The 16,553-nt window shown below is 72.3% G+C and carries 14 protein-coding genes; 8 read left to right on the top strand and 6 right to left on the bottom strand.

The window, feature by feature from the left end; genetic code table 11:
* On the top strand, positions 1 to 1,184 hold a 1,184-nt coding region (locus A3Q37_RS10080), incomplete at its 5' end, for an exopolysaccharide biosynthesis polyprenyl glycosylphosphotransferase (RefSeq protein ID WP_255311777.1).
* Between the two features lie 77 nt (positions 1,185 to 1,261).
* Here the strand turns inward: A3Q37_RS10080 and A3Q37_RS10085 are convergent.
* A complete protein-coding gene (locus tag A3Q37_RS10085) occupies positions 1,262 to 2,245 on the bottom strand; it encodes a GDP-L-fucose synthase (RefSeq protein ID WP_065481092.1) in 984 nt (327 codons plus the stop codon).
* A gap of 114 nt (positions 2,246 to 2,359) precedes the next feature.
* On the opposite strand from A3Q37_RS10085, the gene gmd reads away from it, so the two are divergent.
* From gmd to A3Q37_RS10105, 4 genes are all read left to right on the top strand, one after another.
* Positions 2,360 to 3,373, top strand: coding sequence for a GDP-mannose 4,6-dehydratase (gene gmd / locus A3Q37_RS10090; protein WP_065481794.1), 1,014 nt, complete (start codon positions 2,360 to 2,362; stop codon positions 3,371 to 3,373).
* A gap of 516 nt (positions 3,374 to 3,889) precedes the next feature.
* A complete protein-coding gene (locus A3Q37_RS10095) occupies positions 3,890 to 6,142 on the top strand; it encodes a LamG domain-containing protein (RefSeq protein WP_065481095.1) in 2,253 nt (750 codons plus the stop codon).
* Positions 6,143 to 6,145: 3 nt separating this feature from the next.
* Positions 6,146 to 6,877 carry a hypothetical protein gene (locus tag A3Q37_RS10100; protein ID WP_065481097.1) on the top strand — a complete coding sequence of 244 codons (732 nt, stop codon included), beginning with the start codon at positions 6,146 to 6,148 and terminating at the stop codon, positions 6,875 to 6,877.
* Entirely contained in the window at positions 6,874 to 7,713 is an 840-nt protein-coding gene (locus A3Q37_RS10105) for a glycosyltransferase family 2 protein (protein WP_065481099.1), read from the top strand. Before A3Q37_RS10100 ends, A3Q37_RS10105 begins: the two co-directional genes overlap by 4 nt.
* A 12-nt stretch (positions 7,714 to 7,725) precedes the next feature.
* Here A3Q37_RS10105 and A3Q37_RS10110 read toward each other — a convergent pair whose 3' ends face one another.
* Positions 7,726 to 8,889: a glycosyltransferase gene (locus tag A3Q37_RS10110; protein WP_065481101.1), complete on the bottom strand. Its 1,164-nt coding sequence runs from the start codon at positions 8,887 to 8,889 to the stop codon at positions 7,726 to 7,728.
* Positions 8,890 to 8,997: 108 nt separating this feature from the next.
* On the opposite strand from A3Q37_RS10110, the gene A3Q37_RS10115 reads away from it, so the two are divergent.
* Entirely contained in the window at positions 8,998 to 10,539 is a 1,542-nt protein-coding gene (locus A3Q37_RS10115) for a hypothetical protein (RefSeq protein WP_065481797.1), read from the top strand.
* Here the strand turns inward: A3Q37_RS10115 and A3Q37_RS10120 are convergent.
* The 3 genes from A3Q37_RS10120 to A3Q37_RS10130 are packed head-to-tail and all read right to left on the bottom strand — an operon-like array spanning position 10,508 to position 14,699.
* Entirely contained in the window at positions 10,508 to 11,752 is a 1,245-nt protein-coding gene (locus A3Q37_RS10120; RefSeq protein ID WP_065481103.1) for a hypothetical protein, read from the bottom strand. The genes A3Q37_RS10115 and A3Q37_RS10120 overlap by 32 nt on opposite strands.
* Positions 11,749 to 13,440, bottom strand: a complete 1,692-nt coding sequence (locus A3Q37_RS10125) for a lipopolysaccharide biosynthesis protein (RefSeq protein WP_065481105.1) — start codon at positions 13,438 to 13,440, stop codon at positions 11,749 to 11,751. Before A3Q37_RS10125 ends, A3Q37_RS10120 begins: the two co-directional genes overlap by 4 nt.
* On the bottom strand, positions 13,437 to 14,699 hold the full coding sequence (locus A3Q37_RS10130; protein WP_065481107.1) for a glycosyltransferase: 1,263 nt from the start codon (positions 14,697 to 14,699) through the stop codon (positions 13,437 to 13,439). Before A3Q37_RS10130 ends, A3Q37_RS10125 begins: the two co-directional genes overlap by 4 nt.
* 151 nt (positions 14,700 to 14,850) lie before the next feature.
* On the opposite strand from A3Q37_RS10130, the gene A3Q37_RS10135 reads away from it, so the two are divergent.
* The gene (locus tag A3Q37_RS10135) at positions 14,851 to 15,300 is read left to right on the top strand and encodes an adenylyltransferase/cytidyltransferase family protein (RefSeq protein WP_030802039.1); all 450 of its coding nucleotides are present in this window, start codon (positions 14,851 to 14,853) and stop codon (positions 15,298 to 15,300) included.
* Here A3Q37_RS10135 and A3Q37_RS10140 read toward each other — a convergent pair.
* Complete coding sequence (locus A3Q37_RS10140; protein ID WP_065481109.1) at positions 15,269 to 16,006, bottom strand: CDP-alcohol phosphatidyltransferase family protein; 738 nt, start codon at positions 16,004 to 16,006, stop codon at positions 15,269 to 15,271. The genes A3Q37_RS10135 and A3Q37_RS10140 overlap by 32 nt on opposite strands.
* Before the next feature lie 164 nt (positions 16,007 to 16,170).
* On the opposite strand from A3Q37_RS10140, the gene A3Q37_RS10145 reads away from it, so the two are divergent.
* Positions 16,171 to 16,539, top strand: coding sequence for a nuclear transport factor 2 family protein (locus tag A3Q37_RS10145; protein WP_065481111.1), 369 nt, complete (start codon positions 16,171 to 16,173; stop codon positions 16,537 to 16,539).
* The last annotated feature ends 14 nt before the right edge of the window (positions 16,540 to 16,553 follow it).

A 16,553-nucleotide genomic window follows, 5' to 3' on the forward strand; every position in this document is an offset into this window, starting at 1 on the left:
GCGCGGTCGGCGACTGGCTCGTCCTCATCGGCCTGCTGGCGGTGCTGCACACGGCAGCGGGCAGCCCGGTGGACCCGGCCACGGCCGTCGTGGCCGTCGCGCCGGGGCTGCTGATCGCCGCCACGGTGGCGGGGCTGCGGCGCTGGCCGCGTTCCGCCCGGCGGGCCGCCCGGGTCCGCAGGGTGCTGCTGGTCGGCGAGGCGTCGGGCGTGCACCGGGCGGCCGGACTGCTCAACTCCCGTACGGATCACGACTACACGTTGGTCGCCGCGATTCCGGTGGGCGCCGCCCGGCTGGAGCTGGAGGGGGTTCAGGTGCCGGGGCACCTCGCGTCCTGCCCGGCCGACGACGATGTGGCGACGGTGCTCGGCGGGGTCTACGCCCATGCGGCGGACCTGGTGCTGGTCGCCCCCGGGCCGCAGCTGACCGGCGATCGGCTGCGCCGCCTCGGCTGGGGGCTGCACGACCGGGGCGTCGCCCTGTCCGTGCTCTCCGAGCTGTCCGGCGTGGCGGCCGAGCGGGTGCGTCCCGTCACCGCGGCCGGGCTCACCCTGCTGCACATCGCGCCGCCGCTGCGCGGGGGGCCGCAGGCGGTGGTCAAGAGCGTGCTGGACCGCACGGGCGCCCTGTTCGGACTGCTGGCCCTGGCACCACTGTTACTGGCGGTGGCGCTGAGCGTCCGGCTGTCCTCGCGGGGGCCGGTCTTCCACCGGCAGGTGCGGCAGGGGCAGCACAACCGCCCGTTCACCATGTGGAAGTTCCGCACGATGGTGGCGGACGCGGAGGAGCTCAAGGCGCAGCTCGCCGTGGTGAACGAGGTCGACGGGCCACTGTTCAAGATGCGCAGCGACCCCCGGGTGACTCCCGTCGGCCGGATGCTGCGGCGCACGTCGATCGACGAACTCCCGCAGCTGGTCAATGTGTTGCTGGGCCATATGTCGTTGGTGGGGCCGCGTCCGCCGCTGCCGGAGGAGGCGTCCCGCTACGACGAGCGCGAGCACCGCAGGCTCGCCGTGAAACCGGGGCTCACGGGCCTGTGGCAGGTGAGCGGGCGCTCCGATCTGAGCTGGCAGGAGACCGTGTCGCTCGACCTCTGGTACGTGGACAACTGGTCGATCGCCGCCGACATGGGGCTCCTCGTCCGCACCGTGCGCGCCGTCACCGACGGCCGCGGGGCGTACTGAGGGCGGCGGGCGTGCGGATACGGGGAACGGCACTGCCGGTGCGCCGCCGGGAGGGTGCTCCCGGCGGCGGCCGACGGTCACTGTCCGGGCGGGAGTTGTCCGAGCCACCAGGCGTAGGTGCGGGCGATGCCGTCGCGCAGCGGAATCTTCGGCGTGAAGCCGAGGGCGTTCAGGCGGGTGACATCGAGCAGCTTGCGGGGGGTCCCGTCGGGCTTCGAGGTGTCCCAGGCGATGCGCCCCTCGTAGCCCGTCACGTCCCTTACGGTTTCGGCCAGTTCGCGGATGGTGAGGTCCTGGCCGCAGCCGATGTTGACGGGTTCGTCGCCGTCGTAGGCCTCCAGCAGGCTGACGCAGGCGGCGGCGAGGTCGTCGACGTGGAGGAACTCCCGGCGCGGCGAGCCGGATCCCCACAGGGTGACCTCGGGGGCCCCGTCCCTGCGGGCCTCGTGGAAGCGGCGGATCAGCGCGGGCAGGACGTGCGAGGTCTCCAGGTCGAAGTTGTCGCCGGGCCCGTAGAGATTGGTGGGCATGGCACTGATGTAGGAGGCGCCGTACTGCCGCCGGTAGGACTGGGTCTGGACGATTCCGGCGATTTTGGCGAGGGCGTACGCCTCGTTGGTGGGCTCCAGCTCCCCGGTGAGCAGCGCCTCCTCGCGGATCGGCTGGGGTGCGAGCCGGGGGTAGATGCACGACGAGCCGAGGAAGAGCAGCCGCTCCGTGCCGGCCGCGTGCGCGCCCGCGATCACGCTGAGCTGGATGCGCAGGTTGTCCTCCAGGAACTGCACCGGATACGTGCTGTTGGCCATGATCCCGCCCACCTTGGCGGCGGCCAGCACCACGGCGTCCGGGCGGACCTCCTTCAGATACGTCTCGGTCCGCGCGGCGTCGCGCAGGTCGAGGAGGTCCCGGCCGCGGGTGAGCACCTCGTGGCCGTCGTCGGCGAGGCGGCGGGCCACCGCCGAGCCGACCAGGCCGCGGTGTCCCGCGACGAATATGCGGGAGCCGGGCCGCAGTAGGGAACGGTCGGATTCCTGGGACGGGACGGGGAGTTCGGTCGTCATGGCTCGGATTGTGCCAGCAGAAAGGGACTGCGGTGACGGTTTGCCGCAGAACGCTCCAATTCCGGAATATCGGTGAACATCGCCGACGAGGCGATCAGCAGAGAAGGGGGAATCGTGGCGAAGACCGCGCTCATCACCGGAGTGACAGGCCAGGACGGTTCGTATCTGGCGGAGCTGTTGCTCGACAAGGGATACACGGTGCACGGGCTCATACGCCGTTCCTCAAGCTTCAACACCGAGCGGATAGACCACATCTACCAGGGTCCCGAGGAGCCGGAGCGCTCCTTCGTCCTGCATCACGCGGACCTGTCCGACGGTGTGGCGCTGGTGAACCTGCTGCGCGACATCCAGCCCGACGAGGTCTACAACCTGGGCGCGCAGTCGCATGTGCGGGTGTCCTTCGACGCCCCGCTGTACACCGGTGACGTCACCGGTCTCGGCACGATCCGGCTCCTGGAGGCGGTCCGGGCCAGCGGGATCCAGACGCGGATCTATCAGGCGTCGTCCTCCGAGATGTTCGGCGCCAGCCCGCCCCCGCAGAACGAGAAGACCCCGTTCCACCCGCGCAGCCCGTACAGCGTGGCGAAGGTCTACTCCTACTGGGCCACGGTCAACTACCGCGAGGCGTACGACATGTTCGCGGTGAACGGGATCCTCTTCAACCATGAGTCGCCGCGCCGGGGCGAGACCTTCGTGACCCGGAAGATCACCCGGGGCGTCGCCCGGATCAAGGCGGGACTCCAGAACCGGCTGCACCTGGGCAACCTGGACGCGGTCCGGGACTGGGGGTATGCGCCGGAGTACGTGGACGCCATGTGGCGGATGCTCCAGTGCGACACCCCCGACGACTTCGTGATCGCCACCGGCGAGGGCGTCACCGTCCGGGAGTTCCTGGAGTTCGCCTTCGAGCACGCGGGCCTCGACTGGCGCGAGCATGTGCGCTACGACCCGAAGTACGAACGCCCCAGCGAGGTCGACGCGTTGATCGGCGACGCCTCCAAGGCGGAGGAGCTGCTGGGCTGGAAGCCCGAGGTGAAGTCCCGGGAGCTGGCCCGGATCATGGTCGACGCCGACATCCGCCGACTGGCCGACCAGCTGTCCGGGGCCGCCGTCCGGGTGGACCGGTGACGGGGCGGAAACGCCGTGCGCGTGGGCCGGTGACGGGACGGGACCGCCGTGCGCGTGCACCCGTGAACGGGCCCGCCCGCCGTCCGGATGGGCCGACGGACCCGCGTCGCCGTCACGTGCTCGGTCATGACGTGCGCGGTCATGACGGGCGCCGCTTCCCCTGCGGCCGGCCCGGTCCGCGCCGCCGCCGGTCCGCCGTTCCCTGACCGGTCTGGACCGGTCAGGTCCGGACCGACAGGACCGTGCGACCGCCGACGCCCGCACCACCGGGCCGGGCGGCCGCCCATCGACTCCCGGCCGGCGCTCGCCGCGCCCGTGCCCGGGACGATCACCGGCGCCACCGCCGATCTCCGCCGACCGCTCGGTGGAGCTCAACGCGCCGGCCACGGGCGGGGCTCCGGCCCCGCCTCCCCACTCGCACCGACCGGCGGCGGGACGCACCGTCCCCGCGGCCGGCCGGGCGAGGCAGGATCCGCGGCCTCCCGGCCGCAGCTCGAATCTCACCTTCGGAGCTGAATGATGAACGGAAGTACGGGGCAGAGAAGCGGAGGGCGTGGCCGTGTGCGGGCCATGTCCGCCGCTCTCGGCCTGCTGGCCGGAGCCCTGACCGCGACCACGGTCGGGGCCTCTCCGGCGGCGGCGCTGACACCACCGGTCGCCATCACCGCGGACGACCTCTCCACCTGGCAGACCAACGGCATCGTCTGGTCGATGGCCGCCGGCGACGGCGTCGTCTACGCGGGCGGCACCTTCTCCCGGCTGCGCCCCCCCACCGCCGCCCCCGGCACGAACGAACAGCCCGCGGTGAACTTCGCCGCGTTCGACGCGGCGACCGGGGCGCCCACCGACTGCTCGCTGTCCTTCACGATCTCCTCGGGGACCGCGACGGTACGGGCCCTCGCCCTCTCGCCGGACGGCGAAACCCTGTACGCGGGCGGCCAGTTCGGAGCGGTCAACGGGGTCGGCGTGAGCAATTTCGCGGCGATCGACACCGAGAGCTGCACGGTCCGCACCTCCTTCAAGATCGGGGTCTCCGCGACCGTGCGGGGGCTCGCCGTCACCGACGACACGGTCTATCTGGCGGGCGACTTCACCCAGGTCGGCGGGCAGCCCAGGAGCCACTTCGCCGCCGTCACGACCGGAGCCTCACTGCTGCCCTTCACGGCCAACGCCGACGAGGTCGCACGGGCCGTCGAGGTGACCCCGGACGGGCAGAACGTGCTGCTCGGCGGGGACTTCTTCCGGATCAACGGCACGAACACCCACGCCCTGGCCGTCGTCAACGCCACCACCGGACAGCTCACCAAGTCCTACCCGGGGTTCATCCACAACAACTCCACGGTCCAGGACATCACCACCGACGCGGGCGGCTTCTACACCGCCAACGAGGGCACCGGCGGCGGCGTGTTCGACGGCCGCATCGCCCTGAACCTCGGCGACTTCGAGCAGCGCTGGCGGGACACCTGCCTCGGCGCGACCCAGGCCGTGCTGGTGCACTCCGGGGTGCTGTACAGCGGCAGCCACGCCCACGACTGCTCCAGCATGGGCGCGTTCCCGGACCAGCCGCGCAAGCACCTGCTGGCCCAGTCGGTCGACGACCCGAAGCTGCTGCCCTGGTTCCCGGACACCAACGACGGGATCGGGGAGCCCGTCGGGCCGCGTGTGATGAGCCAGACGAGCAGCGGCGGGCGCCACTACCTGTGGGTGGGCGGCGAGTTCACCACCGTCAACACCAAGCCGCAGCAGGGGCTGACCCGGTTCGCGGACGGCCCGGACACGGGCGTGCCGTGGGTGCCCAACGTCAGTCTCTCCACGCTGACCCCCGGGCAGATCGATGTGAACTGGCAGACCAGCTTCGACACCGACGACGGTGAGCTGACCTACCGGATCTACAAGGACGGCTCCAACACCCCGATCCACACGACGACCGGCTACTCCGTCTTCTGGGACCGTCCGCAGCTGACCTGGACGGACACCGACGTCAACCCGGGCGAGACCCACTCGTACCGGATCACCGCGAGCGACGGCCCCAACACCAGTGCCAAGTCCCCGGCCCAGTCCGCGACCGTGGCGAGCGCGACGGAGGCGTACCCGGCGCGGGTCAGGTCCGACGGGGCGAGCCTCTACTGGCGCTGGGACGAGGGCACTTCCACGTTCGCGCACGACAGCAGCGGCAATCTGAACAACGGCTTCATGCGCAACGGCCCCGCCTACCGGCAGACCCCGGCGGCCGTCGCCGGGCCGTCCACCGCGATCGGGTTCAACGGGACCAACCAGTACGCGTACAGCAACCGGCTGCACCCGCACCCCGCCCGGTTCACGGTGGAGACCTGGATCAAGACCACCACCACCCAGGGCGGCCGGATCATCGGCTTCGGGAACCTGACCCAGCAGAACAGCAGCCGCCACGACAAGCTCGTCTACATGCGCAACGACGGGCGGCTCCAGTTCGGGGTGCGCAGCGGCTCGGCCCGTACCATCGCCACTACCGGGGCGTACAACGACGGCCAGTGGCACCACGTCGTCGCCACCCAGGGCACGTCGGGCATGGCGCTCTACGTGGACGGGCAGCTGCGCGCGTCCAGCATCCTGTACACGACCAACGACAACTACCAGGGGTACTGGCGGGTCGGCGGGGACAACCTCTCCGGCTGGCCGAACCGTCCGACGAGCAACTTCTTCGCCGGACAGATCGACGAGACCGCCGTCTACCCGACCGCGCTGAGCGCTTCCCAGATCAGCGCGCACTACGCCCTGAGGAACGGCTGAGCGATGAGAAACCCGTTCCTGGCCTGCGCCGCCGTCGTCCTGACGGCGGCGGCGCTGGCCGCCTGCGGCTCGTCCGCGGAGGGGAACGGCCCGGAGGCCGCGGGCGCCCAGCGCCCCGCGGCCTCCGGGCCCGCCGCCCCAGGACCGTCCGCCACCGAGACCACCGAGCCCGCTACACCGCCCACCGAGGAGCCGGCGGCCCCGGAGGCGTCCGCTCCGGCCGCCACGGCCGAGGGCCCGAAGACCCCCGTCGACGAGATCACCCCGGCGACGGGGACGTTCACCAAGAAGCAGAAGGAGTATCTGAAGGACCGGGTGCCGAAGGGGATGGACCCGGCGGCCGTGCTCCAGACCGGCGAGGAGACCTGCGCCAAGCTGCGCTACCTCGTCAAGGCCGACCGGGACACCGCGGTCGGCTCGATCGTGACGGGCGAGATCCCCGACGCGAAGGCCGCCGTCGCCGGGCTCTGCACCCAGCACCAGGACCTGGTCGACGAGGCGGCGCACGGCTACCCGGACGGCAAGCACTCCGGGAAGAAGCTCCGCCCGGGCGTGTACCGCTCGGCCTCGCCCACCACGGACTGCTCCTGGCAGATCGAAGGGGCGGGCGGCAAGGAGCTGTCCTCCGGCGCCTCCGGCACCGGGAAGTCCCGGAAGATCACCATCCCCGATTCCGCAGTTACGTTCACGTCCACAGGCTGCTACGCCTGGCTGCCCGAAGGAGCCGCGGGATGACCGCAGGTACGCCGAAACTCCCGATAGCCGTGGCGATCCCCACGAAGAACGAGGGGCTGAACATCGCGGAGGCGGTGAAATCGGTGCTCGGCCACTTCGAGGCGGTCGTCGTGGTGGACTCCCACAGCACCGACGACACCGTGAAGATCGCCGAGGAGTGCGGGGCCGAGGTGGTCACGTACACCTGGGACGGCGGCCATCCGCGCAAGAAGCAGTGGTGCCTGGAGAACGTCCGCACCGACCTGGACTGGATCCTGCTGCTCGACGGTGACGAGCGGCTGAGCCCCGGGCTGCTGGCCGAGCTGCGGGAGACCTTCCGCGATCCGGACGCGCCGAAGCCCGCCGCGTACGACATACCGCTCGGCTACTGGTTCTCCGGGAAACGGCTGCGGCACGGGTACACCATCCGCAAGCGGTCGTTGACCGACCGGACCCGCTGCCACTACCCGGAGGTCGGGGACCTGGACGCGCCGGGGATCGGGGAGGTGGAGGGCCACTACCAGCCGGTCGCGGCGAGCGTCGGCACCCTCACCCACCCCATCGAGCACCAGGACCTCGACCCGGTGACCGCCTGGTTCGAGCGGCACAACCGCTACTCGGACTGGGAGGCCTGGCTGGAGCACCACCCCCAGGTGAAGGAGCAGGTGCGCCAGGTCAAGTCGCGCCAGGGGCAGTTGTTCCACAAGGCGCCGTTCAAGCCGGTGGTGTCCTTCGCCTACATGTATCTCTACAAGCGGGGCTTCCTGGACGGCCGGGCGGGCTTCGACTTCGCGCTGGCGATGAGCTTCTACCGCTGGCAGATCGCGCTCAAGTCCCGCGAGAAGCCCGTACGTTGACGGCTCCCCCGCTCACCCTCGCCTCCGGCGGACCACGTCCTCGTAGGTCCGCCGGAGGGTGGCGGTGACGGCCTCGATGGTGAACTGCTCGTTCACCAGCTCCCAGGCGGCCTTGCCCGCCTGCTCGGCGGCCTCCGGCTCCAGCAGCTCCAGGATCGCGTCGGCGACCTTGCGGGCGTTGGCCGCGTCCTCGCCCACCCGGCTGTCGATGACCCGGCCCGACCCCGCCCCGGCCACATCGGGGGCCTGTCCGCAGGTGCGGGTGATGACGACGGGGGTGCCGACCGACATCGCCTCCAGCACCGAGACCGGGAACGGCTCCTCGATCGCGGGCAGCACATACACATCGGCCTCGCGGTCGGCGGCCAGCACCTCGTCGTGCTCCAGCGGGCCGACGTGGTCGAGGGATTCGGCCACCCCGAGCTTCCGGGCGAGCGCGAGGGTGCCGGCCAGCGCGCCGGTGTCGGGGCCGGCCAGCACGAAGCGGGCGTCCGGGTGGCGGGCGAGGACGTGCGGCATCGCGGCGACGAAGTCCTCGGGCCGCTTGCGCTCCTGGATCCGGGCGAGGTAGAGGATGGTGGGCGGGCGGCCGGGCTCCCGGGCGGGCTTGCGCTCCTGTGGGCGGACGCCGTTGACCAGCCGTACGGTACGGGTGAGCGGGACGGGGGCGGCGACGGCGTTCACGTCGAGCCGCTCCATCTCGGTCAGATGCAGGACGGCGTCCGCCTCGCGCAGCACCTTGCGGACCCCGAGGAGGTCGGTGAGCTGGGCGACCTTCTTCTCGGTGGGGTCGATCATGCCGTGGGTCTGGACGACCAGGGGTGTACGCGTCGCGAGCGCGAGGAGCGCCGCGGGCAGGGTCACCAGGTCCCGCATCAGATGGACGTGGACGAGGTCGGCGCCGCGCATCATGCGGCGGGCGGTGTTCAGCAGCGCGGCGGAGGTGATGCCGCTGACCTCGAACATCGGGAGGAGGTGCCGGGCCTGGAAGAGGTGGACCGGAACTCCCTCCACATGGCTGGGCAGTTCGCCGTCGGGGAAGCCGTCACCGAGGGCCATGACGCGTGCGTCGTCGCCGTTCGCCCGCTGGACCTTGGAGAGGTTGAACGCCACGCGCGTCGGACCGCCGAAGGCGTGGTCCGGGGTGTGGAGCGTGACAACGTGCAGGATTTTCACCAGAGTTCCCCTCGACTATGGCCAAGTATTCACAGCGTAGTCATCGGCCCCCCTCAAGTGGGCTGATTCGTTAGAGTGTTCAGCGGTTCGCTGATCCCGGGGGGGCGCATGACGTCGGTGCACACGTCGGCGCTGGGGCAGGACGGTCCCACGGCCGTGGGCACGCGGAAGCCGGGGGTTCCCGGTGGTCCTCCGGAGCCGCCGGAGCGGCCGATCGCCTGGTCGATGCTGTCGCGGGCGCTGTCCGTGCCGCTCATCCTGGGTCTGGTCTGCTTCCTGCCCGCGGTGATCGCCGCGCAGCCCGGCAACGGGGTCCGGGACACGGCGTACTGGCTCCAGCTGGTGCTGACCTGCTACGCGGGGGCCCGGCTCGCCACGATGATCCTCTCGACCCGGCGGCGGCTGCTCCAGGGCGTCTTCTGGATGTTCGTGTACATCGCGATGGGCGTGGCGCCGTTCGCCCAGGTGGTGATCGGGCAGACGCCGACGCCGATGGTGGGGCCGCGCCAGGACCTGGTCACGGCCGTCGCGATGGTTCTGGTGGGGTGTGCCGCCTACGACCTGGGGGCGCTGCTGGCCTCCCGGCGTCCGCTGCGCCGCCGGGCACCCTCCGCGCGCGGCTCGGGCGGCGGGCCCGCCGTCGCTCATCCGCTGCGGTTGCGGCTGCTGGTGCTGCTGGCGTTCACGGCGAGCGCGTTCTACGTGCTGAAGCTGGGCGGGCCCGCGGTCTTCTTCGCCAGCCGGCAGGAGATCAACGAGACCGTCGCGGCGAGCGGGGTGGTCACGGAAGGGTCCAATGTGGGCTCGGCGTTCCTCAAGGGCTTCGGGCAGGTCCCGGCGCTGCTGGCGCTGCTCTTCTACACCCGCCGCCTGGCGACCTCCTACCGGGCCCGGCGCCGGCCGTCGACGGTGCTGGTGTGGGTGGCTCTGGCGGCACTGAACCTGCTGGTGAACAACCCGATCTCGAACGCCCGTTACTGGTTCCTCACCGTGGTGGTGGCGTTCGTGTTCGCCGCGTTCCCGAGCAGTGCGGCGGTCTACCGGACGGTGCTGACGGCGGGCGTGGTGGGGGCGCTGGTGCTGTTCCCGTACGCGGACCGGTTCCGGTACGAGGAGGGGAGCCAGCGGTCCGTGCAGTCGACGTCGGTCTTCGATCCGCTGGTGACCAAGGACTACGACCAGATGGTGATGTTCGCCAACACCATCTCGTGGGTCGACACCCGGGGCCACACCTATGGCCGCCAACTGGCGGGCTCCGGGCTGTTCTTCGTGCCGCGCGCGGTGTGGAGCGGGAAGCCGGAGGACACCGGGGTCCGGGTCGGGCAGTGGATGGGGCTGCGGATGACCAATCTCTCGGCCCCGCTGTGGACGGAGTTCTGGGTCGATCTCGGGGCGGCCGGCATGATCGGCGGGATGGCGCTGATCGGTTACGGGTCGGCGCGCACCGACCGCCGCTACGCCCTGGCCGTCACCCGGGCGGGTCCTGGCCCCGGGAGCGTGCTGGCCATCGCCGCGCCGCTGATCGCCGGTTACACCTTCATCCTGCTGCGCGGCCCGCTCCTCCAGGCGGCGGGGAAGCTGGCGATCGCCGCGCTCTGCCTGGTCGCGATCAGTACGTTCAGGGAGCGGCGGGCAGGGCGTCGGCGCTGACGTCCTCGTCGCGGGCGGGGGTGTGTCGGCGCAGCCGGGCCACCCGGATCCAGGTGGCGGCGGCCTTGCAGAGCGAGCCCAGGAACAGCCCCCAGGCGGCGCCCGGGACGCCCCCGACGACGTAACCGCCCGCGAGGAACGCCACAGAGGTGAGCGAGAAGACCACCTGGATGGCGAGCGTGGTGCGCGGGTCGAGCATGCGCAGGGCGAGCAGCCCGCAGGTGCCGACGGCCATCGCCGCGTACTGGCTGCCGGTCGCCGGGAGGAGGTCGGCGGCCACCGGCCAGGTGTCGCCGAGGAGTTGACGTCCGGCGGGGTCGGGCAGCAGGGCGAGCACGGTGGCCCAGAGCGCGGCGACGCCCGCGAGGACGGCGGCGAGCGCGGCGGTGGCCCGGACCCGGCGGCGCTCGTCGCCGATGCGGCCGAGGATCGGCGGGCCGAAGGAGGTGGCCGAGGTGAACAGCACGTTGAGCGGCCCGAACAGGGTCGTCGCCCCGCGCAGCGCGCCCACCAGGAGGGGGTTGCCGACCGCGCCGAGGCCGAGGACGGACAGCTGGCCGGTGGCGTTGCCCACGCCGAACTCGACGGTGAAGCGCTGCCCGAGGTGGCCGCGCCGCAGCATCGGACGCAGCCGCAGCGGGGATCCGGCGGTGGCGCGGTGCAGGAGGGCGGCGGAGAGCAGCAGCGCGGGCAGGGCGGACAGGCCCCAGAGGGCGATCAGCCGGGCCGGAGACGCCCCGTAGGCCGGTACGGAGAGCGCCCCGAGCACACAGCCGAGCCGCAACAGGTCGGAGAGCAGGGCGAGATGGGGCTGCTGGAGGGTGGAGAAGGCGTACCGTACGGCGTCCTGTCCCAGGACGGCGGGCAGGACGAGGCCGAGCATCAGCAGGGCGCGCGCCGTATCTCCGGGGACGAGAACGCAGACGGCCGCGAGCAGCGCGCCGAGCACGGCTGCGGCGAGCACCGTGAACGTCACGGCGGACCGGCAGGCGGACCGGGTCTCCTCCCCCGCGCCGCGCTTGAGGACGAGAGGCTGCCCGGTGTACGCCCCCGAGACGCCGAGCAGCACCGTGAAGACCAGGTAGACCGCGGAGAACCGGGCGAAGTCGGCGAGGGTGGAGAGCCGGGCGGCGGCCACCAGCACCAGGATGTTGGTGAGCGCCGCCACGCCCTGGTCCGCGACCGAGCAGAGGACGGCGGTGCGGGCTCTCACCGGCGGGATGCCGGAAGGGTCAGGGAGCGCAGGCCGAGGGTCTCGGTGGGGTCTCCGGTGGTCTCCGGGGTGTCCGGCTCGGCGCTGGGGGCGGTGGGTCCGCCGCCTCCGGAGCGGCGGCGGGCGGACTTCGGGCGGCGCTCTGAGCGCCGCAGCCGGCCCCGGGGCGGGTGGAGCAGGGCCCCGAGGACGGAGCCGCCGGAGGCGCTGATGATCTCGCGGATGCGTTCCAGGTCGCTGCGGTGCACCTCGCGCGGGTCGCACACGATCATGACGCCGGTGACCCGGTCGACGAGGGCGACCGCGTCGGCGTAGGCGAGGACGGGCGGGGCGAGCACGATGACGACGGTGCCCGGGCTGTCGGCCTCGCCGACGATGCGGCCGACGGGCGGGGAGGTGAGGGCGCGCGGGACGTTGTCGACGACGGTGCCGGGGATCAGGGTGAAGGCCCCGGAGCCGGGGACGTCCACGCCGGAGCGGGTGCCGGTGGGCCAGCTGCCGTCGCCCTCCTCGGCGGCCCAGCGCGGCGATCGCGTCTCGTGGGCGGCGGAGCCCAGCTCCCGGGCGAGGGCCGGGGTGCGCAGGTCGGCCTCGACGAGCAGGACGTCCCGGCCCATCTCGGCGAAGGCGGCGGCGAGGTTGGCGGCAGCGGCGGCGGCCGCCGCGTTGTCGCCGCGCGGGGCGGTGACCAGCAGGCGGCGGCTCTCGGCGAACGACGGGTCGTAGGCGAGCCGGAAGGCGACCGCGCGGTACTCCTCGGCGAGCCGGGAGCCGGCGCGGCCGATGGCGAGCAGCCCGTCCCCGGCGGAGCGCTCCCGGGGCAGGGTGCCCAGCAGCGGTGCGCCGAGCGAGCGGACCAGCTCGCGGTCGGAGCGTACGGCGGGGTCGAAGACGAGCCGCACCCAGGACAGCAGCAGCCCGAGCGCCAGGCCGACGACCCCGCCGAGGCCGAGGAGGAGGGGCAGGCCCGCGCCGGTGGGCGAGGTCGGGGCGACGGGCTTCTTGTTGAGGTAGCCGGGGGTGGTGTCCAGGGCCTTGAGCTCGGAGATCTTCCGGCTCAGCTCGGAGATGGAGACGATGATGTTGGCGCGGGCGCTGGTGACGTCGTCGGCCGCTCCGGCGCCGGCCTGCTCCTCCAGGAGGTCGCGCTTCTCCTCCAGCGGCTTCAGCTGGGCGCGGTAGCCGCCCGCCATGTTCTCGATGCTCTCCTCGGTGCGCGCCTTGCGGTGGGCGAGATAGGCGCCTGCGAGGGCTTCGGCGCGGGCGCGGGACTGTTCGGGGGTGGCGCCGGTGTAGGAGAAGCGGAGGGTGAGGGTGTTGGGCGGGTTGGTGACCTGGAGTCCGGCGAGCAGTTTGCGGGCGGTGACGTCGTCGCCCGCCTTGAGGAGGGTGCCCGCGGCCAGGGTGCCGACGGTGTCGCTGACGGCGGTCTGGCGCTCGGAGCCGATGTTGATGCCCTTGTCGGCGGTGGCTCCGGCGGCGAAGGGGTCGGCGATGGCGGACCGGACCTGGACCTCACCGGTGGCGGTGTACGTCTTCTCGCCGCCGAGGGCGAGATAGCCGCCGCCGAGCAGTCCGACGATCACGCCGACGGCCAGCAGGGTTCGGTAGCGCAGGAGTTGGCGGAACTGGTCGCGCAGGAGCGCCGGCTCGTCGTGGTCGTCCGGGACCCGGTTCGCGGGTGTCATCGGCGGCCACTGTCCTGTCCGTCCCGCAGGACCTCGGCGAGCAGGTCGTCGAAGCGGGCGAGTCCCGCTTCCCGGCTCAGGTGGCGTGCGACGTACCGCGGCCCCTCGGCCCCGAGGGCGTCGGCGGCGGTCGGGTCGGCGGCCAGCTTCTGTACGGCGTCGAGCAGGGCGGCCGGGTCCTCGGGGGCGACGAGGACTCCGGCGCCGGAGCGGCGGACCTCGTCGGCGGTGCCGCCCTCGTCGGCGACGGAGGCGATCACGGGGCGGCCGGAGGTGAAGTAGGAGGTGAGCTTGGAGGGGACGCTCATGTCGAGGACCGAGGCGCGCTGGGTGACCGCGAGGACGTCGGCGGCGGCCAGTACGTCGGTGAACTCCTCGGCCGCCGCGGGCTCCAGGAACTCCACGTTGGCGAGCCCGTCGGCGCGGGCGCGCAGGGCGTCGCGCTGGTTGCCGTCGCCCATCAGGACGACGTGGACGCCGGGGGCGAGGCGGGCGGCGTCCACCAGGACCTCCAGGCCCTGCTTGAGGCCCATGTTGCCGGAGTGCAGGAGGACCGGGGTGGCGTCGGGCCAGCCGAGCCGGGCGCGGGTCGCGGCCCGGTCGGCGGTGGGGCCCTGCACATGGGTCCAGTTGGGGACGAGGCGGATGCGGCCGGGGTCGACGCCGAGGGCCCGGACTCCGGGGACGAAGCTCTCGTGGATGACGCCGACGAGGGCGGCCCCGCGCAGCGCGTACCGCTCGGCGGCCGCGGCGACGGCGGCGGCCCTGCCGCCGCCCCGGATGCCGCTCTGCGCGGCAGCGGCGCCCATCAGGTCCTGAACGACGGGGAGATACGGCACGCGGTGGCGCCGGGCGAGGCGCGCCCCGATGACCCCGCCGGCGAGGCTGGGCATCTGGGAGATCACGACGTCGGGGCGGCCGGGCGGCGGTGCGATCAGCCCGGTGGCGAGGATGCTGGCCTCGAACGCGGCGCGTTTCAGGGCTGTCTGACGGGGCGGCACATAGTGGCGGCGGCGGTGGACGCCGACGCCGCCGCGTATCTCCACCGTCCGCCATACGCCCCGGTAGCTCTCCTCCAGTCGCCAGGAGGGGTAGTGCGGCATACCGGTGAGCGCCCGGACGCGGGCGCCGGACGCGGCCCAGTGCTCGGCCAGCTGGGTGGCGTACGGGCCTATGCCCGTGAGCTCCGGCGCGTAGTTGGTCGAGACCAGCAGAAGTCGGCGGCCCCGGATCGGGCCGGGCCTTGCAGCATCGGACATCGGACGATCGCCTTCCCCCCACGACAGCCGCCGCCCCCGGCGAGGGACGGCCCCCATCGAGCTTATCCGTTCACGGCTTGCACAAGTGTTCTTCACAGTAAGGTCGTTGGAACATCACCGGATCACGTTCACCGTGGGGGGAGAGATACGGATGGTGCAGCACAGGGTGGGTTACGCACCCGGGGTGTACGACCTGTTCCACGTCGGGCACCTCAACATCCTGCGTCATGCCCGCAGTCAGTGCGACTACCTGGTCGCGGGGGTCGTGTCGGACGAGATGGCGGCGCTCGCCAAGGGCCATACGCCGATGATCCCGCTCCGCGAACGACTGGAGATCGTCCGCAGCGTGCGCTTCGTGGACGCCGCGTTCGTGGAGACCGTGCCGGACAAGGTCGAGACCTGGCAGCAGGTCCGGTTCGACGTGATCTTCAAGGGCGACGACTGGCGGGGCACGGAGAAGGGGCTGAAGCTGGAGCGCGACTTCGCCGAAGTGGGCGTGGAGGTCGTCTACTTCCCGTACACCGTGCATACGTCCAGCACCCAGTTGCGCCGGGCGCTGGACGTTCTCGTCAGCCGGCCCGGAGCGCTTTCAGCTCCCTGAACCACTTGGCGAGGAAGGCCGCCAGGAAGAGCGTGTGCACGACCGCGAGCACGGCGTACCCGGCGCGGAAGGCCCCGGGTGCGCCGAGCAGCAGGAACACCAGGCAGAACACCCCGTAGTCGGCGGGCAGCAGGGCCAGGGCCCGGATCCGCGAGACGGGTCCCGGCGGGGGCGCCGCCCAGGACGGGCCGCGGGCGCTCGCGGCCGCCTTGCCGAGGTGTTCGCGCAGCAGCCCCGCGCAGAAGGTGACCACGGCGGCCAGCTGGAAGCCCAGCGGCAGCAACAGCCAGGCGTCCGAGGGCAGTTCACCGAAGCGGTAGAAGGAGATCAGGACCGCGGTATGGACGAGCACCAGCTTTCCGCAGTCCACGACATGATCCAGCCATTCCCCGTCGGGTCCGCCCCGGCCGGTGAGCCGGGCGAGCTGCCCGTCGGCGGAGTCGAAGGCGAAGCCGACCGCGAGGGCCGCCCAGACCAGGACGGCGAGCGTCCAGGAAGGCTCGACGAGCGCGACCGCCGCCAGCGCACCGAAGGTGAACAGCGCACTGGTCAGCGTCACTTGATTGGGCGTCAGTCCTGCCCGGTAGGCTCCGGCCGCGAGCACGCGGCCGGCGGGCCGGTTCACGTACCGCGAGTAGAGCGAGACGCCTTTGGCGCTCTTCTGTGCGCCGCGCAATTCGCGCAGCACGGTGCCCGTGCTTCCCACTACGCCCCCCAGCGTCCGGCAGTGCCCGCATCATGGCACGCGGACACCGGACCTGTGGGGTCTTTGGATCTCCTTACCTCCGGGGTAATCGACGCCGCCGGGACCCCGGGGCCAAGGTGGGTGCACCGCCCCGGACCACCGGGGCACCACGGAGAGGACCCGTCATGACCGCGTACGACGAAACTGTCCAGCGCTACTTCGCCGCCTGGAACACCACCGGGGCCGAGGAGCGGGCGAAGGCGGTGGCCGCCGCGTTCACCGAAGACGCCGGCTATACCGACCCGCTGGCCGACGTGCGCGGGCACGAGGGGCTCGCGGCCTTGATCGGCAGCGTGCACGAGCAGTTCCCCGGCTTCCGCTTCACGCTGACCGGCACGCCGGACGGGCACCACGACCTGGTCCGGTTCTCCTGGGAGCTGGTCTCCTCGGCGGACGGTTCCGCCCCGGTGGCCGGGTTCGACGTGGCCCGGCTGGCCGAGGACGGCCGGATCAGCTCGGTGAGCGGATTCCTGGACCGCGTACCGGCGGCATGAACGCGCCCCGCACC

The sequence above is a fragment of the Streptomyces sp. PTY087I2 genome, assembly GCF_001687325.1.
In the GTDB taxonomy this organism is placed as follows: Bacteria; Actinomycetota; Actinomycetes; order Streptomycetales; family Streptomycetaceae; genus Streptomyces.